Source organism: Sessilibacter sp. MAH1, from assembly GCF_054658315.1.
In genome coordinates this window covers 21,116-43,595 of sequence record NZ_BAAGIC010000024.1, presented here as the reverse complement: position 1 = coordinate 43,595, position 22,480 = coordinate 21,116, and the positions used below count along the sequence as shown (strand labels likewise).

General features: G+C 40.4%; 13 protein-coding genes. 9 read left to right on the top strand and 4 right to left on the bottom strand.

Annotated features, from left to right (window positions below; all coding sequences use genetic code 11):
• Positions 1-88: 88 nt before the first annotated feature.
• Positions 89-580 carry a 3'-5' exonuclease gene (locus ACYQ28_RS18130; RefSeq protein ID WP_460052510.1) on the top strand — a complete coding sequence of 164 codons (492 nt, stop codon included), beginning with the start codon at positions 89-91 and terminating at the stop codon, positions 578-580.
• A 147-nt stretch (positions 581-727) separates the two neighbouring features.
• On the opposite strand, the gene ACYQ28_RS18125 is transcribed toward ACYQ28_RS18130, so the two are convergent.
• On the bottom strand, positions 728-1,684 hold the full coding sequence (locus tag ACYQ28_RS18125) for an IS5 family transposase (protein WP_460164737.1): 957 nt from the start codon (positions 1,682-1,684) through the stop codon (positions 728-730).
• A 150-nt stretch (positions 1,685-1,834) separates the two neighbouring features.
• Between ACYQ28_RS18125 and ACYQ28_RS18120 the strand changes: the two genes are divergently transcribed.
• The 5 genes from ACYQ28_RS18120 to ACYQ28_RS18100 all read left to right on the top strand — a co-directional run bounded on the left by ACYQ28_RS18120 (position 1,835) and on the right by ACYQ28_RS18100 (position 12,326).
• Entirely contained in the window at positions 1,835-2,422 is a 588-nt protein-coding gene (locus tag ACYQ28_RS18120; RefSeq protein WP_460052509.1) for a DJ-1/PfpI family protein, read from the top strand.
• Between the two features lie 65 nt (positions 2,423-2,487).
• A complete protein-coding gene (locus tag ACYQ28_RS18115) occupies positions 2,488-3,051 on the top strand; it encodes a flavodoxin family protein (RefSeq protein ID WP_460052508.1) in 564 nt (187 codons plus the stop codon).
• Positions 3,052-3,747: 696 nt separating this feature from the next.
• A complete protein-coding gene (locus ACYQ28_RS18110; RefSeq protein WP_460052506.1) occupies positions 3,748-4,422 on the top strand; it encodes a DUF1449 domain-containing protein in 675 nt (224 codons plus the stop codon).
• A gap of 93 nt (positions 4,423-4,515) precedes the next feature.
• A complete protein-coding gene (locus ACYQ28_RS18105; RefSeq protein WP_460052505.1) occupies positions 4,516-6,477 on the top strand; it encodes a hypothetical protein in 1,962 nt (653 codons plus the stop codon).
• Positions 6,478-7,061: 584 nt separating this feature from the next.
• Entirely contained in the window at positions 7,062-12,326 is a 5,265-nt protein-coding gene (locus ACYQ28_RS18100) for a DNA repair ATPase (RefSeq protein ID WP_460052504.1), read from the top strand.
• Between the two features lie 300 nt (positions 12,327-12,626).
• Here ACYQ28_RS18100 and ACYQ28_RS18095 read toward each other — a convergent pair whose 3' ends face one another.
• Positions 12,627-14,408 carry a hypothetical protein gene (locus tag ACYQ28_RS18095; protein WP_460052502.1) on the bottom strand — a complete coding sequence of 594 codons (1,782 nt, stop codon included), beginning with the start codon at positions 14,406-14,408 and terminating at the stop codon, positions 12,627-12,629.
• A 626-nt stretch (positions 14,409-15,034) separates the two neighbouring features.
• On the opposite strand from ACYQ28_RS18095, the gene ACYQ28_RS18090 reads away from it, so the two are divergent.
• Complete coding sequence (locus tag ACYQ28_RS18090) at positions 15,035-15,628, top strand: hypothetical protein (RefSeq protein WP_460052501.1); 594 nt, start codon at positions 15,035-15,037, stop codon at positions 15,626-15,628.
• Positions 15,628-17,604 (top strand): alpha/beta hydrolase family protein, encoded by a 1,977-nt coding sequence (locus ACYQ28_RS18085; RefSeq protein WP_460052500.1) that lies wholly within the window; start codon positions 15,628-15,630, stop codon positions 17,602-17,604. Before ACYQ28_RS18090 ends, ACYQ28_RS18085 begins: the two co-directional genes overlap by 1 nt.
• 61 nt (positions 17,605-17,665) lie before the next feature.
• On the opposite strand, the gene ACYQ28_RS18080 is transcribed toward ACYQ28_RS18085, so the two are convergent.
• Positions 17,666-18,940, bottom strand: a complete 1,275-nt coding sequence (locus ACYQ28_RS18080; RefSeq protein WP_460052498.1) for an NAD(P)/FAD-dependent oxidoreductase — start codon at positions 18,938-18,940, stop codon at positions 17,666-17,668.
• Between the two features lie 574 nt (positions 18,941-19,514).
• Complete coding sequence (locus ACYQ28_RS18075; RefSeq protein WP_460052497.1) at positions 19,515-20,606, bottom strand: NADH:flavin oxidoreductase; 1,092 nt, start codon at positions 20,604-20,606, stop codon at positions 19,515-19,517.
• Between the two features lie 1,101 nt (positions 20,607-21,707).
• Between ACYQ28_RS18075 and ACYQ28_RS18070 the strand changes: the two genes are divergently transcribed.
• The gene (locus ACYQ28_RS18070) at positions 21,708-22,247 is read left to right on the top strand and encodes a carboxymuconolactone decarboxylase family protein (RefSeq protein ID WP_460052495.1); all 540 of its coding nucleotides are present in this window, start codon (positions 21,708-21,710) and stop codon (positions 22,245-22,247) included.
• The last annotated feature ends 233 nt before the right edge of the window (positions 22,248-22,480 follow it).

Here is a 22,480-nt window from a genome sequence, read left to right as displayed (position 1 = left end):
TTATAGGCCATTTGTAGGTTCCTTTGTTTGGGGCAGTTTACCCTACAAGCTGGTACGAGATTATTAAACCACTACACCCAATGAAACCATCGAGATAGGTGCGGTGTGTGTTGATTCGAATTTGAATGTTCTTGGCGAGTTCTGCCAATTTATTCAACCAACAGTTAATCCTGTTTTATCTGAATTTTGTATTCAGCTGACTTCCATTATCCAAGATGATGTGAATTCAGCAGAACCATTCCCCGTGGCTATAGAAGCGTTTAAACAATGGATTCAAAGCTACGGAGAAGAATATATTTTGTGTTCTTGGGGCAATTACGATCGAACTCAATTTAAAAACGATTGTGACTTGCATGGTCTTGATGCGTCTTGGACGAATTCACATATTAGCCTCAAGCATCAATATGGCAAAATTAAGGGCATGCGACGTCCCGCGGGAATGAAGGCCGCTTTAAATCGTGAAGGTTTCGAGTTGGAAGGCGTTCATCACAGAGGTATTGATGATGCCAGGAATATTGTAAAGATTTTTACTAAGTATTTTGATGATTGGAATTTTAACGCCGTCTATAAAGCCAAATAAATTCTCCACCAGAGTTTCCTATAGGAACCTCTGATTAACCTAAAAATATTTAGATTATTATTTGAGAATACCGTTTATCAATGAATAATCTAATATAAAAATAAAACCTTTTAGAAATGTCTTTGGTATTCCCTTCCTTAGTATCGATTACAGCGCTAATAAATAGCGTTTCGCGACCACAATATTTATCAATGCATACTTAGTCATTATGGCATCTGCATTTTTCTTCAAACTTTTATAACGCACCTTCTGATAACCAAATTGACATTTGAGTATCGAAAATAAATGTTCAACTCTTGGTCGTATGCTGGATTTGTATCGATTGGCTTGATTGTCTTTGTTTGTTAAAGGCCGGTTACGATGCGCTCTTTTATGCGTAAAATCTTTCGCGTTCGGTGCGATAGAATGAATTCGTTGCTTCTGGCCTGCATAGGCACTATCACCGTAAATTCTCTGCTCATTACCATGCAATAAGTTATCTAATACTTGAGAATCGTGAACTTTCGCTGTCGTTACTTTCACGGAATGAATGAGTTTGGTCTGGCTATCCACACCGATATGAGTCTTTAATCCAAAGTACCATTGATTTCCTTTTTGGGTGGAACTCATCTCTGGATCGCGTTGTTTCCCTTGATTTTTGGTGGATCGTGCTGATTCAATGATTGTGGCATCAACGATGGTGCCACGGTTTAATGTAAGACCATTTTCAGCCAAGAAAACATTTACTAATCGAAATAATTCCTCACCTAAATTATGGCTCTCCATGAGGTGTCTAAATTTACAAATAGTCGTTTCATCCGGAACAGCTTCTTGGTTTAAATCAATCCCCACAAACGCTCGCATAGACTGAATATCGTAGAGAGCTTCTTCTGCTGCGGGGTCGGAAAGCTCGAACCAATGCTGGAGGAAATGGATACGCAACATACGTTCGATTCCAATGGTGGGGCGACCGCCAGATTTAGAAGGTTTTGGATAAAAGGGTTCAATCACCGAACATAATTCTGCCCATGGCAGAATTTGATTCATTTGCTCAAGAAAGATCTCCTTACGAGTTTTCTTGCGATACTTTTCAAAACCATTGGTGTTCAGTGTTTGTTGTTTCATGATCAAACCGTTTTATTTACAGACGAGATATTATGGCAGATCTCAGAGGTTAATCAGAGGTTCCTATAGTTTAATGGGCTCTTAGAGTTTATTGAATTTTGTTTTGGCTCTTGTATATTGATAACCCATGTATAAAGTAAGTAAGCGGTTATGAATATTGGAATCTATATTTATCCCGAAGCCGAAGTTATGGACTTCTCTGGACCGTTTGAGGTTTTTTCTACCGCTAGCCGCATCGCTGATTCTGGTAACACTTTTAATGTTTTTCTGGTCTCTGAACATTGCCAGCCGGTACCCGCACGCGGAGGCTTTTCGGTTAACCCGCATTATTCAATTTTCAATCATCCGCCGATAGACGTGTTAATCGTTGTCGGCGGCGTGCACACGCAGCAAGTTAAAAATCAAACGATTATTGAATGGGTAAAAGCCGTCTCTCAAAATACCAAGATTACGGCATCGGTTTGCACGGGGGCTTTTATTTTAGCTGAGGCTGGTTTGTTAGCCGGGCTTTCTGCTATCACTCATTGGGAAGACCTAGCCGATTTTAAGCAAGATTATACGACAGTGACGGTGGTAGAGTCGGTGCGTTGGGTGGATGTGGGCAAGATTGTAACCTCGGCCGGTATTTCTGCCGGAATTGATATGAGTTTACATTTAGTATCGCGATTGGCCAATTTGCAATTGGCCCAAAAAACCGCTCGACAAATGGATTACGATTGGAGAACAACCACTTTGTAGCGAGTGTATTTTTGTCGTAATATCTGAATAATCTAAATCTGTTAACAAATGAATTTGGAAAGAAAATGCGTTTAGGTGTTATTTATTTTTCGAAAACCGACATTACCGAGTCCCTGGCTAACGCTGTTATAGACGGCGCTCTAACGGTAGCTGGTACAGAAATCTATAAACATAGAATTGTGGGTTCTGAAATCGAACAGGGTCGTTACGCTAATAATGCCGTAATTGATGAGCTCTCACAATGTGATGCTATTGTTTTTGGATCACCAACCTACATGGGTAGTGTTTCTGCGCAGTTTAAAACCTTTGCAGATGCAACCAGTGAGTTGTGGTGTGACCAGAAATGGTCGGGAAAACTAGCCGCTGGTTTTACATGCGGCAGCGCAATCAATGGCGATCAATCGAGCACGTTACAGTATTTAATCACCTTCGCTTGCCAGCACGGTATGCTGTGGATGGGAATAGATGCTGCGCCGGGTTATCGCGATTTTGGTATTAACCGCATGGGATGCCAACTGGGTACTGTGGCTTATTGTCCTGATGGACAAATTCATGAGATTGATCTTGCAACGGCGAAATATCAGGGAAAAAGAATCGCAGAACAACTCAACAAAATGGGTAAAGCCTAAATTTTTACATGGATCTACAAGCTGTAGGAATCTTTGATTAAATCAGGGTAGATAGAATTCGAGATTCCTATCGTTGTGCGTTGTTGATTATATTCAATCCGAGGTAGGTATTTGCGGGGTGTTTTTCTCGAAGTGTGTTTTCTGTCGCATTATTTTTTAAATCGCTAATTTTAAAGCGTTGCTTTTTAAAAGAACTGTTGAATAGCAATGTTACTTCTAAGGCCGCATATAAGAAACACATAACGATTCCATCGTTAATGATTATCTAAAAATCGATTACCATTTTAGTTGCTCGTCAATATAGCGATGATTGATCTCAAGCTAATTTATTCATTTATCCGAGTTTTACACCCAATACCATAATTTTAGCAATTCTTTAGAATTTAAAGACTTTTGACAAGTTACGCGGTAAAAATTTGATTTTTGTTTAATTCGTGTATTCAGCAACGCTTTTTTAAGAGTTTTCTTAGTCAACATTTAGATATCGATTATAGTCTAAATGTGTGGTTTTTAATGCTAATTTAATTCCCTCCTTACCTTCTTTCCTATAAGATAAAGTTCTTATTTTTCAATAAGGTGTCACTAAAGAACTGAATAATATTGCACGATATACATAACTTTGCGTTGCTGATCTTTGGGTTGTCATTCGAAAGTGTTAGATAGCGTGCGACTGGATTTTTCGACAAGGAGAAAATAATGTTCGCTGTGTTATTTTCAGACAATCTCGCCCCTTTCTATGACAATATCTTGTCGTTGCCAACGGTATTTTTTACATTTTTCCTATTAGTATCCGTTTGTATATGGCTGCTTACATTTGTTGGTGTCATCGGTTTTGACAGCATGGAAGTGGATATTCCAGGAAGTGAGTCTGCTGGTACCGATAGTTCAATAGGCCAGGTTCTGGGCGGTTTATTAGGAAAATTGGGCCTTTCTGGAATTCCCATTACCATTACTATTACCTTGTCTTCGTTAATAGGTTGGTTAATTTCTTATTATGTGTCTTATTTTTTCGTGAGCTTACTGCCCGAGGGGATTATACGTACTCTCGTCTCACTGCCTTTAGTGGTCGTTTTAGTGCTGGTATCGTTGATTGCAACCGCAACGGTGCTGCGTCCCTTTCAGCAATATTTTGTTCCGGGTGAGCAAAAAACCATCAAAAAAATTGTTGGTATGATTGCCTCTGTTAGAACTTCAAGAGTGGATGCGAATTATGGTGAAGCATTATTAGACGACTCCGGTGCAGGATTAATTTTAAAGGTTCGCTGTTTTGAGCCTAATGATATTGCTTACGATGATAAAGTGGTTATCTTAGACTATCTTGAAGAGCAAAACGCGTATCTTGTGGTTCGTGAGTCAGAGTTTCGTTCGTAGTTCAAGCATCGACGTACAAGCTTTGTAATGGCCATTATTTAAAATAACAACAAGTGTTTAAAACCTATCTAAATTAGGAAATGGAGCCATCCTATGGTTGATTTAAATCAGTTTCTTCCGATCTTGATCGCGATTGCAGGTGTGATTGGATTTCTCATTGTTATCGCAATATTTTTTAAATCCTTTTATTACAAGGTAGAACAGGGTACAGCGTTAATTGTTAACGATATGTCGCAACACCCCAAGGTTCACTTTACCGGCGCATTTGTATTTCCGATTATTTACAAAAAGGAGCTTATGCGAATTTCGTTGATTACCCTAGAGGTTGATCGACGAGGCAAAGACGGGCTGATTTGTGCCGATAATATGCGTGCTGACATTACCGTTGCTTTTTATCTACGTGTGAACGAAACCACCGAAGACGTATTAAAGGTTGCTAAATCTATTGGTGCGAACCGCGCATCCGATAAAGACGCGGTAAATTTATTGTTTAATGCAAAGTTCTCTGAGGCGTTAAAAACCGTAGGTAAACAAATCGATTTTGTGAAGCTCTTTGAAAATCGCCAAGGCTTTCGCGAAAAAATTATTGAAGTTATCGGTAATGATCTAAATGGCTATGTATTAGAAGACGTTGCGATCGACTATTTGGAACAAACGTCTAAATCATCGCTTGATCCTTATAATATTCTCGATGCAGAAGGTATCAAAAAGATTACCGAATTAACTGCCGAGCAGAATATCAGAACCAATATTCTTGAGCGTGACCAAGAGTTGGCGATTAAGAAAAAGAATGTAGAAACCGCAGAAGCAATGCTTGAATTAGAGCGTCAACAAGCCGATGCAGAAGCTAAGCAGAAACGTGAAATCGCAACCATTCAAGCCCGTGAAGAAGCAGAGACCAAAAAAGTTCAAGAAGAAGAGCGTTTAAAATCGGATTCGGCGAAAATTTCGGTGGATCAAGACCTAGCCGTACAAACCGAAAATCTGAAACGTGAAGTCGAGGTCGCCGAACAAAATCGTCAGCGTGCAGTGGTGATTGAAGTTGAAAAAGTCAATCGTGCTCGCGACCTAGAAATTGTTGCTCGCGAACGTGAAGTAGAAATTCAACGCATTGAAGCCGAAAAAGCCGTTGAAATTGAGCGTAAAGAAATTGCTAATGTGATTCGTGAACGCGTTATGGTTGATAAGACCGTGGCCGTTGAAGAAGAACGCATCAAGGAAGTTAGAGAAGTTTCTGAGGCATCGCGCGCTAAACAAACACGCGTGTTAACCGCCGAAGCGAAAGCAGAAGAACAGAAGATTGCGCAAATTAAGGCCGCAGAAGCGGAAGAAGTATCGGCGAAGCACAAAGCCGAAGAAATTAAACTGCTTGCAGAAGCACGTTTAGAGGCCTCTGCCAAAGATGCCGATGCCAAAATCAAGCTGGCCGAAGGCTTGAAAGCAGAACGCGCCGCAGGCGGTCTTGCCGATGCGCAGGTATTAGAAGCCCGAGCCATTGCTGATGAGAAAATGGGTATTGCCGAAGCCAATGTAATTCGCGCGAAAGGTGACGCCGAAGCGGACGCCTTATTGGGTACCGGTAAAGCGCAGGCCGATGTTATTGCTGCCCAAGGTAAGGCTAAAGCCGAGTCTGAGCGCGAGCTTGGTTTGGCCAATGCAGAAGTTACCCGTGAAATGTTTAAAGCCGAGGCCGAAGGTTTGGTTGATAAGTTCGACGCCATGAACGCCATGAGCGAACAAGCTCGTAAACACGAAGAGTTTCGTATGGGCCTTGAAACTGCGCTTAAAGAAGCTCTTGCTTCTATTGAAGCCGGTAAAGAGATTGCCAAAGAAAATGCCGAAGTACTGGCAACGGCACTTCAGAAAGCCAAAATCGATATCGTTGGCGGTGAAGATCACTTCTTTAACAACTTTGCTAAGTCTTTATCCATCGGTAAAGCTATCGACGGTTTGGCAGACAAGAGCGGCGTAATCAGTTCAATTATTGATCGTGTGGTTAGCGGTAAACCATTACTCGATTTAGACAATAAAGCATCTAATAAAGAAGACAATTAATCTTTAAGCGCCAGTCCAGCGGTAATTTGTTGGGCTGGTTTTTAGGCCTGGGTTCTTAAGGCTTGGGTTCTTAAGGTCTGGTTTTTTGATTTTGTACTAGTGCCTTATCTTTGAATGGTTACATCTAAAAATACTTTAAGAGCCTCTGATTAACTCATCCACAATGTAATCAGATGTTGGTAATTGAAAGTGTGATTTCTAATTTTTTCACAATTTTAATCACATACGGTTCTTGACGTTGACGACACATTCTTGTGTTGCCGGAAACTCAAGTTTAATCTGGGTTTTCTAAATCTTTGCGGCTTTGATAACTCCAAATTGCACGTCGCTTAAGATATGTTTTAAGCCATAAATGATTCAGAGTTTTTTAATTTGTGCAAAGCTAATTTACACAAGTAATTGACACTAGCCTAATTGACGCAAGCCTAATTGATGCAAGAAAGTGTCCTTATTTTTAAAAATGCTGACAACGGCGAAAAATAGCTCATAACGCTGCGCCAATATTTCAATAGCTATGCTTTGTTTATTCTTAGGAAGAGTTAACCAAAGCGATTTTAAGTCTTCAATTTCGCAAGGATTTGTTTATGTCCGAAGGCACGTCTGTTTCACCAAATTCCGATAACTCAGTTGATACAGCAGTAGCCGAAGGCGGCGCCTACGAAATTATTCGTAGACGATTAAATGATCAAGCCGGTAAGCTCAACGCGTTAACATCGCAACTTAACCAAGCTCGCACCAGTGAGTTTGGTGCATCGGATATGTCGGTTGTTGGTCGTGTACGTGTAAGAACCGAAAATAACTGTATTGCGCGTGATATTGTGCAAGTTGGAGCGCAATTATTATTTGGCTATAACGTTTTTATTGGGCTTAAAAAAGAAACCGAAATTAACGACGTATTTGCGTTATTCAGTGTTGAGAACAACAATGGTAATTACGATATTGTTGAAAACTCCATTGATAAGACCTTTCTTACCGATTCGCGTTTTTCCAGCGATTTTTACGAACTTTATCGTTACTACAAAAACACCAAACTTATTCAGTTGACTACGCGCAACGGCAAGTTGTTGGCGGGCTTTCAAATTGGCGATCGCATTGAAGATGTGCGTGTGTTTCGCTGGGCATTAAATCCTGATGGCACCGTTAAAGAATACATCGATAATCGCGGTGAGCGCGATTTGCAGTTACCACCTAGGTACGACTTTGAATGGGTGGAATCGAGCCGTGACGATATTATTCAGGGGCGTCATCCGCATATTAATATTTTAAATACCCTATTTATTGAGACCATTGGCGGAACCTTCACCGTTAAAGTTGAAAATAATACTGAAACAGGTTTGGGTATTTACGAAGAATCGGTTCAAGAAAAGTCTCAATCACTGAATGACGCAAGTATTGCCTACGCGCAGGTTGGTGATTTAATTCTATTAAAAGTGTTACCTTATCGCGAAACCGTAACGCGTTATTTTGTATTTAACCGCCTCACCGAAAAGGTTCAGCGGCTCGACGCTATTGGTCAGTCTTGTGTTCAGTTACCGGAAGATCACGGATTAATATTTCCCGGTGGTTATTATCTTAATACCGGTGAGTACAAGACTTTTGATCAACCCAGTACGGGCTTAATGTTTAAACGCTCCATTCGTTCGCCCAACGGTGAAGATGTTTTATTTATTTTTTACGAGCCCGTAGAAGGTTTGGCAGGGCTTTTTTCTTACAATTTAATTGATAAAAAACTGCAAAATCCCATTTATGGTCACGGTTATGCTTTAGCCGATGACGGACACATTGTTATTTTCTCCGCCGAAAACGAACCTACGCGTTTACATCCCATGCAAATTTGGAGTACGTCGTTTTCCAGCGCCGAATACGCGAGCCGAGATCAAAATCATCAGTCCGAATTGGGTAAAATCGGTAATGCCGATTTGGTGCGTGGTATTTCTGATTTGTATAGCGTCGCGCGCTTAATTGCCGGTCAACAGCCATCAAGCAAGGTTTACGAAGAGCTCAAAAAAGCCGCTCTAAAGATTTTTGACGACTACTACTGGGTTGCCGATCTTCTACAAGGTGAAATCGATAATCTGTTAAAAGAAATTGCACAGACAGCCGATTTGGTTTTGGACGAGTTCGAAAAAGTCCAAAGTATTCGCGCGCAATCTGCCAAAGCTATGGCCGATTTAAAAGAGCAACAACAACAGCTCATTATTTCTGCAACGCCGGATAACTGGCATTTGGCGCAAGATTTTGTCGAATGTTTGCAAGCCATTCGTACACAACGTGGCCGTTTAATTTCGGTTCGCGAACTGCGTTATATTGATCTTTCAAAGGTTGATCAGTTAACACATGAGCTTGATGAGCTTGAGCAGGTTGTGAACAACAAAACCGTGGATTTTTTGGTTCAAGACAACGCCTTTGAACCCTACACAGAATTGGTTAACGAATACAAAGCTGCCATCGATACGGCCAAAACCGTAACAGAACTGAATCCGGTTATTGAGAAGGTTGAAAATACAGCGTCTGGTTTGGATTTATTGTCCGAACTCATGGCGACCTTAAAAATAGATGATGCAACCGTACGTACGGATATTATTGATCGTATTTCTCAAATTTATGCCTTACTCAACCAATGTAAAGCCAATGCGCGCAATAAAGGTAAAAATTTAGGTTCAGCCGAAGCTAAAGCACAATTTGCCGCGCAATTTAAGTTGTTTTCGCAAAGTATTGCTAATGCTTTAGGTTTGGCAACATCGCCAGAGAAATGTGACGAGCAACTATCGCGTATTCTGGTGCAATTAGAAGAATTAGAAAGTCAATTTGGAGAATTTGATGAATTTCTTACCGAAATATTATCGAAGCGAGAAGAGGTTTACGAATCCTTCGAGGCGCAAAAACAACAGCTGATTCAAGAGCGTCAAAGACGTGCTCAGTCTTTGGCAGACGCAGCAACGCGTATGCTCGCTAATATCGAAAAACGCTCACTAAAATTCAACAATAACGATGAACTGAACACCTATTTTGCGTCTGATGCGTTAAACATTAAGGTTCGCGAAATTGGCGATCAATTACGTGATCTAGACGAAGCCGTAAAAGCTGATGATATTGATGCAAAATATAAGTCGGTAAAAGAACAAGCCATTCGTGGTCTTAGAGATAAGTCAGATATTTATGAATCTGGCGGTAACATCATTAAACTGGGGCCACGTCACAAGTTTTCGGTAAATACTCAAGAGTTAGATTTAACGATCTTACCGCGAGAAGAATCTTTGTATTTCCATCTTACGGGAACAAATTATTATCAACTGATTAAAGACGAATCGCTAAATCAATTAAAACGCTTTTGGAGTATGTCGGTAGAGTCAGAAACCGCGCAGTTGTATCGCGGCGAATATCTGGCGTATTCCATTATCGAACTTTATCAAAACTCACCCGAGTTATCGCTACAGTCGTTATACGATTTACAAAAGAAAAACGAAGAACTTCTAAGTGTTGTTAAAGAGTATTCCAATTCGAAGTACAAAGAAGGCTACGAAAAGGGCATTCACGATACCGATGCCAAAAATATTTTAGTTAAAATATTACCAATCTATAAAAATGCGGGATTGCTAAAGTTTGCTCCGCAATCTCGTGCCTTTGCACAGTTTTATTGGTTTTATTTAAACCAAGATACAACGGTAATGAATACTCAGCTAAACTCGCCGGATGCCTATATTTATTCAACGTGGCAATCAGAAGCAAGCACCGCACAAATTATTGCTAATTTATTTAACGACCAGCGTGCATTAGACGTACTTACCGAACAAATTAGCTCAGCAATGTTGGTGGTGTTTGATAAAACAACGGGCTCTACCGATCAAATTAGTTTAACCGAAGCGGCTCGATTCTTAATTGATGTTTTAGCAGCCGATAAAACCGAGTTTATTGCCAGTAAACAAGCCGGTTATCTGGTTGATGAGTTTAAACGCAAATTAAGTTCAGACGATTATCAAGCGTTTAGTCAAACCTTAAAACATTTATCGATATTGCAACAGTGGACCTACGCCAATAACTGGTTGCAGGCTTTTGTGCGCAAACATCAGCTGGTTAATTTACAACGCTATATTCAAGAAGCCGCGGTCTATTTTATTACGCAGGCTGATTTGTCGATTGTCATTTCTGATTTCAACACCGAGGTTTCTGTAGAAAATCTGCTCGGTGAACATGTGAAAATTAAAAATCAAACACTGCACTTTGCTTTGGATGAATTTCTATCGATCAATCAACAACACCGATCACAAGTTATTCCCGATTATCATCGTTATCTAGAACTTCGCCAAAAACTTATTGAGCAAGAGCGTAAAGGTTTACGTTTACACGAATTTAAGGCACGGCCATTAAGCTCGTTTGTTCGCAACCGTTTAATTAATGAAGCCTATTTACCGGTGATTGGTGATAACTTAGCTAAGCAAATGGGCACCGTGGGTGCGGAGAAACGCACCGATCTTATGGGCCTGTTAATGATGATTTCGCCACCGGGTTACGGTAAAACGACGTTAATGGAGTATGTGGCCAGTCGTTTGGGTTTGATTTTTATGAAAATCAACTGTCCATCGTTGGGTCATTCGGTTATTTCTTTAGACCCGTCACAAGCTGGTAATGCCACCGCCGCCCAAGAATTGGTTAAGCTCAACTTAGCGTTAGAAATGGGCAATAACGTTATGTTGTATTTGGATGATATTCAGCATACGAATCCCGAATTTTTGCAAAAATTTATTTCTTTGTGTGACGGTACACGACGTATTGAAGGTGTTTGGCAAAACGAAACCAAAACCTACGATATGCGCGGCAAAAAATTCTGTGTGGTTATGTCGGGCAACCCTTATACCGAATCCGGTGAAGTCTTTAAAATTCCAGATATGTTAGCCAACCGGGCAGATATTTATAATTTGGGCGATATTCTTGGCGGCATGGATGAGCAATTTGCGTTGAGTTATGTTGAGAACTCGTTAACTTCCAACCCTGTACTTGCGCCGTTAGCGTTACGCGCTATGGGCGATATTTACAAGCTTATTGATATGGCCAAAGGTGTGGCGGTCGCAACCAGTGATCTGGAGCATCAATACAGTGGCGCCGAGGTTAATGAGATTGTGGAAGTACTGAAAAAAATGTTGGTGGTGCAAAAAGTGGTGCTTGCGGTTAACCAGCAATACATTGCTTCTGCCGCGCAAGATGATCGCTACAGAACAGAGCCTGCGTTTAAATTGCAGGGTAGTTATCGCAATATGAATAAAATGACCGAGAAAATTTCTGCGGTCATGAATGCTCAAGAGTTAGAACAAATGATTCGCGATCATTATATTGGTGAGGCGCAATTGTTAACCACCGGCGCCGAAGCGAATTTATTAAAGTTGGGAGAATTACGTAAAACGCTAACCGAGCAAGAGCAGCAACGTTGGCAGCAAATTAAGTCTGAATTCCAACGTAATAAATCGATGGGTGAGGGTGATCAAGATGCGGGCAATAAAATTGTTGTTCAGCTGTATGACTTGGTGGCTTCTGTTCAGGCGTTAAACGTATTGTTAGAAAAACAATCTTCGAACAGTGCTAATACCGATATGGCAACGACGCTGTCGAAAACACTCAGTAAAAATCTGTCCCAAATACTGGAAAAACTTGATGTTAAAAGTAGTGTGCCTAGCGTTAATATTGTTAACGAACCTACGCCCGGAATTCAGCAGGTTTTCGAGGCTTTGTCGGCAACCATTGAAAACAGCCTTGTGCCTTTGATGAAAAACATGGACAAGAAACTGGATATTGATCTTAGAACCCACGAAAAATTGAGCGAGCTTGCGGAGCAGATTCGACACTTAAAGGCTTGATATTTTAGCCTCCTTTATTCTTAAGACTTTAGGATCCTCTGATTAACTCATCCATGACTTAATCAGCGGACAGAAATTGAAAATGTGATTTCCAATTTCTTCACAAATTCATTCACTTACAGTTCCTGAAATTGGCGACACATCCTTGTGTCGCTAGAAACTCTAAGTTAATCAGAGTTTCCTTTAAAGCAATCAAACGTTAAAACAAAAAAGCCGCACGAGTTGCGGCTTTTTTGTGGGTGAATATCTATAGAAAACTTTGATTAAATCATTAAAGAGCCAATCAGAGCTTTATAGACATTAAAGGTTTTGGTGTTCTCGAACGTGCTTCCAGCTTTTACCGAGATCATCGCTTTCGTAAAAATCGCCGGTGGCGCCGTTACACGAGAGTAGTAGCGTATCTTGCACGTCGTTGACGATATCAAAACAGTAAGGTTTTGGTAGTTCGCGACTGGTTAATGACCAGCTAGCGCCGCCGTTGTTAGTTTCAACCATTTTAAAGGTATTTGATGATTCGCCGGTCCAAGCGTTATTTTTACGGAAATTAACTAACGCAACACCGGTTTTAGAATCGATAAACCAAGGCACACTGATCAGATCGAAACTCTTAATGGTTTTCTTGGCAGAAGTTGCAGGCGCGGTTTCTTTACGACAAATATCGCCGTGAGTTTTCTCATCAAATTCTTCGCCCCAAGCCGGGCAGTAAACACCCTTAGCCATTTCAGACCAGCTTTGTGTCGCTTCGTCGTAACGTAAGTAATCGGGTTTTTGGCTGAAGCTCCAGAAGCCCGGTTGTTTGATGCCGAGTTTTTGGTTGCCGGCTTGCACCACGCTGGATAGCTGAGGTTGCTTGTCTAACTTGGTGACCTTCCAATTGCTAGGATCGTATTGGAAGTATTCATTCTTAGTATTGTTTGGAATTAAATCCCCTGCGTTTTTAATGGAGGTCAGCGTTAAAAACGATTCGCCGTCGTATTCATAGAAGCGCGCTTTTAAAATTGCTCTTGGTATAGAGGTGGCCGGATAATCAGGGTCGTTCGGATTATTTTCCCAACCTGTAGACGTATTAAACGCGTTGATTTTTTTCCAACTGAAATTAGCATCTGTTACTGAGCCTCGATAAACCTCAATAGAATCTATACCACTGGCTACTGCGGTAATTTCGTTCTCGTTATCGAAATACAATTTTTCGATGTTTAAACCGGGCGCCAGAAATACTTCCTGCCAAGGTGAGTTTTGCCTGCGCCAGAAAACCTGACCTTCTTCACTGCCCACAAATAAATCGCCGACGCTGTTCTCTGCAATGGCCGTGAGCGTGTAATGGGTTTCTACCGCGTCTAGGCTCCATTGTCCTTGGTTATCACGAACCATCATGATGCCAAGTGGACTTGGAAAATAGGTGGTACCTTGGGCGTTGGTGTAGGTATCGGCAAAACTGATTGGGTTTTGCGCCGCGCCGATATAAGTATCGAGCCGATCGCTTTCTAGACCATCTTCATCCCAGGTGTTGGTGAGCTCAGGGTTGTGTTTGTAAAAGGGCAGATAGGTGGTTAATGCATCCACCGCGGGATAGTCGTTTAGGCGGAAAATAATGGTGTTGTAACGCTCGCCGTTCACTTTGGGATAAACCACGAGGGTGCCCAAATCGGTAATCTGTCCGGGCTTAACTTCAAAGGTGCCCAGATTAGCTTCGGGCCATTCTGCTTTGTCATACCACCATTGGTTGCTGGAAAAGTAAGTCCTTACACTGTTGATTGCGTATTTACCCGGTGGTACTGACGAGGCAAATACACTGGAAGTGTCTGGCCGTGGTGTAACGGCAAGCAGTCTCTCGAATTTCTCTTCCTTTGATGCGTTAACGTTTTCAGGAACCAGTGTGAGCTGGTTGAAGGGTAAGGTTTTGTCGGTGATATCAATAATTCGCGCGACAACCACGCCTTCTTCGGCGGGTACCGGAGTCCAGTGGTCCAGTGCGGGTCTCATATTTACCCGGCTTGCTTCACATCCCCAAAGTGTTAGAAGTACTCCAGCAACAGCGATACGTTTGAGGTATTTGTACGTGTGTAGGTGCAATATTCCCAAGGTTTTACTCCATAAATTTGAAAGCTCTTCCTGATTGATGAGCCAGAGTATTGGTGTGTAGGATTTTATGATGATGAATCATTATATCGATAATTGAAGAGCTTTGAACCTAAGAGCAGACTTGCCAGCATAATTTCCGTGTTTTAGTCTCACACTTTCCGTTGTTAAGCTGTAATTCTTGGATAAATTATTGAATTCGGGTTTTCAACAAGTAAACTTTAGTGTTAAGTCTTGTGTAAGGTGGAAATATTTTGATTTTTATACAAATTCATAACGTATAAACCTAGTGCGACCTTATACGAGGTATTTGCACTTAAATATTTTGCGGAGTTTGTAAGACCAGGTTTGTATGACCAGGTTTGTAAGGCCAAGACTTACCTTATGCGTATTAAAAGAACCTCTGATAAACGACAGAAATAAACAGCGTGATTTCACTCATTTCACTATCTCAATCACTTACTGTTCCTAAAGTTGGCGAAACATCTTTTTGTGTTTTAAATATATTTTTTTGAATATATTATTTTGAAGATTCGGTTTAGAAATATTTACCAAATATACAGTACTCACATTTAGACAATACTTACTTATAGACAGATCTACTTATAGAAGAATTGCGAAGAAATTTCATGATTAGAACATCGGTATCGCTAACATCATTATTAATATTCTTATTGCTCAGTTTAAAAGCCTTTAGTGCCGATAAACCTCTGCTGCTAACCCCTTTAGATAAATACGAATTTGCTAATACAAAAGAAGCTTTTGCCATATTAGAAATTTCGGCAGGTGGTACAGCGCCTTCAATAGAACTATCGAAATTAGATAAGAATCCCGAAAATTACGAATTTACGATTAATCGCCGTCAACGAGTCAACTATACCCTCGATCTAAAAGATGTCGAAGATGGTTATTATGTTATCGAGTTGCCCGAAGGGCTATACCAAATCATGAAGGTTAATGCGCCCTTATTTAATTTACCTTTTCGATACGATACGTCGGGTCGAATCATTTGGCGTTGGAGTATTAAACAAAATTACATTAATTATTTAGGTAAGCTTAATATTCATCAAGATCGATCTGAAGACTCAATCGCTGCTGAGCTCATGAATCGATTCTCACAAAGTTTACCTGAGTTAACCACAGCTTTAAGCAAAGCGTCGGTTACCGATCCTATAAGAATTGGCTTAGGCTACAGAGATGATTTTTATGAGGAATTACAGTAATGAAGAATATCAAGATCGCCATTTTTTTAGGTTTCATGTTCGTAACTCAATGGTTGAATGCTGAGGCTTTATCAATAGAAAATTTTTTCCCAGAAAAAGGACTTGCGACGGTAGAGATGAGCCCAAGCGGAAAATGGCTTGCATTGCTGTCGTTTTCCGGTGAAGAACAAGAGATTGCTATTAAAAGTATCGACCTAAAAGAATCCATAAAATTATTAGATACCAAAACCTTTGATACTCAAGACAGTACAATTTCAGACTTATTTTGGCTCGATGACGATCATTTGGCCGTGCAATACACTTTAATTCGAGAAGGTACTTACCGCTTAAACGATACCAAAGTAAAGTTCGAATTATTAATTGTTAAAATTCCCAAAAATAATGCCAAACTTATTGCGACCGATTCTAAAAATCTAGAAGTGAAAAGTGTTCGATCATCGGGGCGGTTAGTCAATCCGCTGGTTGAAGAGCCGGGTGTGTTTCTGTTTTCTAAGCCAGGTGCCAGTTCTAAAATTTATCGTCTAGAAATTGATAAGCTCAATAATTACGGCGAACCACTTAATAAGCTTACACGTATTGATGGCGGTCAATTTGTGCCAGCAAACGAAGTGATATCTGCCTCTGGGTTTGCAATACGGTGGTTTTTTAAGAAGTCAGAGCCAGCGGCAGTTTTAACGGTAACAACAGACTCTAAACTTGCTATTAGTACCGTGAAAGAAAACAACGAGTTATCGATAGTGCATGCTTGGAGCGAAAAAAATGCAACAGACGATAAGTTGTTTTTACCCATTGCAATAACCAAAAATAAAAATGAATTTTTTTGTTTAGATTTAAACGAAGATATTGAAAAGTCGGTGTATTTGGTAAATTTTGAAACACAAGAGCATAAATTATTCTATCAAACCGATTCCTATCAAATCTTAGATTTTGTCACCGATCCCGATCAAGACGAATACTACGGCGTAAAAGTGTTACGAAACGGTATTATCGATTTTGAGTATTTTGATGATGATTCGCTGAATACTCGTAATACCGAATCCTCTGAGCTGAACCTAGTTATTAATGTAAAAGGGGATGGTCGTCATGAGGTTGGGTATCGTGTTACTCACGAAGAGCCGCCACATTACTTTATTTATGATAAAACCACCAAAAAACAAACATTTTTAGGCAGTCGCTTTCCCGATTTAGTTGGCAAGACTAAAAACACCTTAGTAGAGGGTACAGTATCGGTTGACGGCTTAGAAATACCGTATTTTTTGAATATGCCCAAGGGAAAAAATAGGTACCCTCTCGTTGTTTATCCTCACGGTGGGCCATTTGGCGTTCATGACGATCGCTATTTTAATTCTCACGTGCAATATCTGGTTGATGAAGGGTATGCCGTTTTAAGAGTTAATTATCGCGGTTCTAGTGGTTATTCGCAGGAATTTGAAGAGGCAGGTGTTGGTCATTGGGGCGACGGTATTTTAAAAGATATTATCGAAGCTACCCGCGTTGCTATGCAAAACCCGCAAGTTGATGCTGAAAAATCCTGTATTATCGGGTTTAGCTACGGCGGTTATGCAGCGTCTAAATTAGTCATTGATTATCCCGATCTATTTAATTGTGCTGTATCTGTATCGGGTGTAAGCGATTTAAATTTACATTTAAATGCCCATTTTTTAAGACGTGGAACGGTTGACTGGTACCGTGAGCAGGTGGGTGATTCATTAAAGGATTACGATTCATTAAAAGCGATTTCACCGTTATACAGCCTTGAGCACTTAACTAAACCTATTTATTTAATGCACGGTGCAGAAGACGTTACCGTAGATGTTGAGCAGACCTATCGCATGAAGGCAATGTTGGAGCATTTGCAAAAGCCGTATGAAATAAAAATTTATCCAAAGGCAAACCATCATTTCGTTGATAAAGATGACTTAATTGATGTAATGCGAGAAATGAGTCGGTTTTTATCAGAAAATATTTCTGGATAATTTAACCTATAGGAACCTCTGATTAAATCATGGATGAATTAATCAGAGGTTTTAACAGTAATTAGTCGTGTTTTATTTTTCCGATGCCTAAAGATTTCATTAGGAATTTTTCATAAATTGGTTCGCTCACACCACTTCTAATTTTGTGTAAGAAGTACTTTTCGAAGCCAATTTTGGCGAGATGCGCCCATTTTCCACCTTTCATCCAGCTGACGTTACGTGGCGGAATTTGTGGCATTGCTACGAATGCGATTCCAGTATCTCCCATGTCGGCTAAACAGACCGCGTTCCAGGTGGCCTTTTTAGAAGGTGTCTTTCCATCTAAACAAGCTCTAATGTTGTGAGCCGTGGCAGTGACCATGCTTTCAATCATAAATCCCGTTTTAGGTACGCCCGTTGGAACCGGGGTTGGTTTTTTGGGGGCAATGGCAACGGCAACGCCGATGCCCCAAATATTTTGGTGGGTTGGATTGCGTTGGTAATCATCTATCACAATAAATCCGCGAGGATTAACCAAGCCTTCAACATTTTTTACGGCATCGATACCGGTAAATGCTGGTAAAAGCATCGAATAATTAAAGGGTAATTGATGACGTTTTTTCTCCATGCCTAAATCATCGCATTCAATGATGTGCATAATTCCGTCTTCAACTTTTTCTACTTTGGCGTTGCAAATCCAGTCGATGTGTCTTTGTCTCAGCTCGGATTCCATAATGGTTTTGCTGTCACCAACGCCATCTAATCCAAGATGTCCAGCGTAGGGTTCGGAGGTAACAAACGTCATGGGTACTTGATCACGAATTTTTCGATTTCGTAGGTCTTTATCCATGATAAAAGCAGCTTCATAAGCCGGGCCAAAGCAGCTGGCGCCTTGAACCGCACCAACAATAATTGGCCCTGGATTTTTGGCAAATTCTAACCATTTATCGCGCGCAACTTCTGCATGATCAATATGACAAATCGATTGTGTGTAACCTTCTGGGCCAAGACCTGGAATTTCGTCGAAGGCGAGCTTTGGGCCGGTGGCAATAATGAGGTGATCGTAGTGAACGGATTCGTTATTTTCTAAGACAACGACATTATCGTTGGGATGAACCTGTATGGCTTTGCCAATAATTAATTCGATTTTGCGTTTTTTAAGTGGTTTTCGGATATCAACGGTAATGTCTTCGCGCTTGCGCCAATCGACTGCAACCCAAGGGTTTGATGGTATGAAGTGGTAATAATCTTTATCGCTGATGATGATGATGCGGTCTTTGGGGCCCGCTAGGTCTTTCATTTCGTATGCCATAGGCAGGCCGCCCAAACCGGCGCCTAGAATAACGATATCGGCCATAACTCTGATCTCATATTGATTTTTGCGAATGTATTTCCAATATTTCTAATTCTAATATATCTAATATAAATTCAGATAGACTTAATTCGCATAACCTGAAAGTTTGTTACAGGTTTTTTGAGCTGTTTGGTAGCTAACAGGTAGAAGTGTTTTTATTCTTCACTAATGAGCAAGGCTACGATGTTTACTGGCTTTTCTCATCATTGGAGGGCCGTAAGAAAAGTGGGATTGGGCTGTTTTGATGTGAGTAAGATAATTAGGTACCTGATTATTTAGGCAGGATTTTATTGCGGGTTTTAGGCAGGGTTTGAAAATAAATGGCCGAGATAAACACGGCCATTTAGATGTATAGCATTTATTGGATGTACAGACGGCGCACTGAGAAATATTAAAAGAAACTCTGATTAAGCGAGAGTTTCTCGCGACACATCCTTGTGTTGCCAATATCAAGAACTGTAACTGATTGAAATTGTATAAAAATTGGATATCGTATTTTCAATTTTTGTCCTCTGACTAAATCAGGGATGAGTTAATCAGAGGCTCCTAAATAGTATTCACCGCCGTTACAGACTGCTTAGGGATTGGTCAAATATTCCGGCCACGCGTTGGCGATGTAGTTGATAAAGGGCGCAGATAAGCCTTCTTTTTCGAGATATTCCCGTGACACCGGGCGTTCAACCATTTGGAAATCTGGGTTTTCTAATGCTTGGCTGGCGAAATCATGATTGAAAATAGCACCGCGACCCAGAAGAACAAAGTCGGCACCAAGTTCGATACTTTTGGCAATGTCTTGAGCGTTGTAGAGCTTACCAGCCACACCCAGTTTAATATTGCCGCGATCCACATCGGTGAAATACGAAAGCAAAGACTTGCCTTGGAATTTTTCGTCGGCAGGTTCTTTAAACACGTCCCACATAGAAATATCAATAAAGTCAGCAACGCCTTGCTCGATAATCATTTTATAAACGGCGACGGTTTCGTCCAAAATTACGCCGTGATGCTCAGGCGATAGACGCACACCCACCACAAAATCTGGACCGCAGGCGTCGCGTATTTCAGCAGTAATTTCTAATAACAACTGCGCACGCTTTTCGATACTGCCACCGTATTGATCGGTGCGTTGATTGTGAATTGGGCTTAGAAATTGCGCTAATAAATAGTTGTGAGCGCCGTGAACTTCTACGCCATCAAAACCGGCCTTTTGTGCCCTTTTGGCGCCGTCTAAAAACTGTGATTTTATGGTATCAATTTCTGCCAATGTTAAAGCGCGCGCGCCTGTTTCGCTATCGTCAGATGGGCCAACAGGTTGCATGCCGGTGATGGTTTCAGGACAGCGAATGCCACCGTGGATCAGCTGCACAATACCCATGGCATTGTTAGCTCTCATCATGTCAGCGGCGGCGGTTAAGCCCGGTAATTGTTCGTCGCTCGATATGCCAATTTGTCCGGGAAAGCCCTGACCGCTCGGTGTAATGTAGGTCGCAGCGGTAATGATCATCGAGCAGCCACCCTCGGCTCGCATACGCATCCAGCGCATTTCTTCTTCTGATATCTTGCCTTTTTCTGGGCTTTGCAGGTTGGTTAGTGCCGCTAAACCAATTCGGTGTTTAAGTTGAGCACCATTTGGGAAGGTTAGTGGTTGTGCATAATTTAAGGTTGAGGTCATGATTTATTTCCTTGGATAAAGCGTTTGAATTTTTTGTGGCAAACACTCGAGCAAACTTTTAGAGAAACAGTGCTGGTTTTTATCAATGCCGATCTGTGCATCATAAAAAAGTTTTAAACATGCTTTATTGGTGGTTTTTAATTACCAAATAGATAAAAAAAATCTATGCCAATCGCAATTTTTCAACGAACTCGGCAGTAAATCACAAAGCTGTAAAGTAGTGCCTTGGCAAGGTTGTGCCGAAAAGAGAATTTACAACGTATCTAACCACTATTTAATTCAATTTTAAGGACAATGTTGTTTCTATGAACAGATTGTTCTTGATATTAACTCACCTAAAACGTGCAAATATCGTTAGAATTGTTCCAGGATCGACAATAAAGACTTGATTTGTCGGTATTATCCAGTGAATTAACGCTAGCTGAAAAATTCGCGGATGAACTCATATGTGATTAGGCGTCACAAGATTGAAATCAGTACGGCTCAAAATAGAGCTACATTATAGAGTTACATTGCTGTAATTCATTGAATGTTCTGCTCAATTTTTTTGATAATCGAAATGGCTTTTAAACTTATAGGAAGCTCTGATTAACTCATCCATGATTTAATCAGAGCACAGAAATTGAAAATGCGATTTCCAATTTCTTCACAATTTCAATCACTTACGGTTCTTGAAATTGGCGACACATCCTTGTGTCGCTGGAAACTCTAGGTTAATCAGAGTTTCCATAGCTATGTTCTGCCGAGTGCGTCTACTCAAAAATTGGTTGAAAAAGCAGTTTTTAATTTTGAAAAATTAAGCGTAATTAAAAAGTATTTAATTGTTACACAAGTTATTTTTAATTCGGTTAGTTTTAATGGTGTGAGATTTTGGGTGATTTGTTCGATTTCTGCGCCGAATTATTGAAGTTGAAAATATATTGTTAGAATTTTCTGGAACTTTAAACGTTTTTCGGTTTCCGTTAGATTCCGAATATTGCTTTATCGATTTCAAATATTAATACCGTTGGTTTTTCTTATTTTTTATTTCTTTTTATAGATGCTAAAAATTATTTTTAATTTTTTAGCATATGTAATGTTGCCGTTCTATTGGAGATTAACATGGCTGAATTTACTTTATACACTCAAGAAACCGCTCCAGAAGCATCTAAGCCTTTCCTGGACAATGCGTTAAAAATGTTTGGAATGATCCCTAATTTGGCGGCAGTACTTGCTGAATCTCCTGAAACTTTGGAGTGTTATCAAATGATGCACGTCAAATTTCAAGAAACTAGCTTTTCTGCTGAAGAGTTAACGGTAGTTTGGATGACAATTAACGTTGAAAACGAATGTCATTACTGTGTACCAGCTCACACTGCAATTGCACACATGATGGGCGTTGACGCAGCAATTATCACAGCATTGCGTGAGCGTACACCTATTCCTGTTGCTAAGTTAGAAACACTTCGTGAAACAACTTTGGCGATCATGAATACTCGCGGTTGTTTAACCGATGAGCAATTTCAAAAGTTTTATGACGCTGGCTACGGAAACAAGCAAATCCTAGAGATTTTATTAGGTTTGGCGCAAAAAACTATCAGTAACTACACCAACCATTTGGCAAAAACTCCTATTGATGAGCCATTTGCAAAGTTTGCCTAATCGCAGTCGGCCGCCTTCGGGCGGCTTGCTTTTAATTTAAACTGTATTCTTCTAGTCTTGATTTATTTATGGGTATAAAAGTTTGAAGTAGATTAGCGGAGAGGTTTTTAAAAAGAAGAAATATTTAAAAGTAGTATTTAGTAAATATACTTACTTAGAAGAAGTTTAGAAGAAGTTTAGAAGAAGTTTAGAAGAAGTTTAGAAGAAGTTTAGAAGAAGTTTAGAAGAAGTTT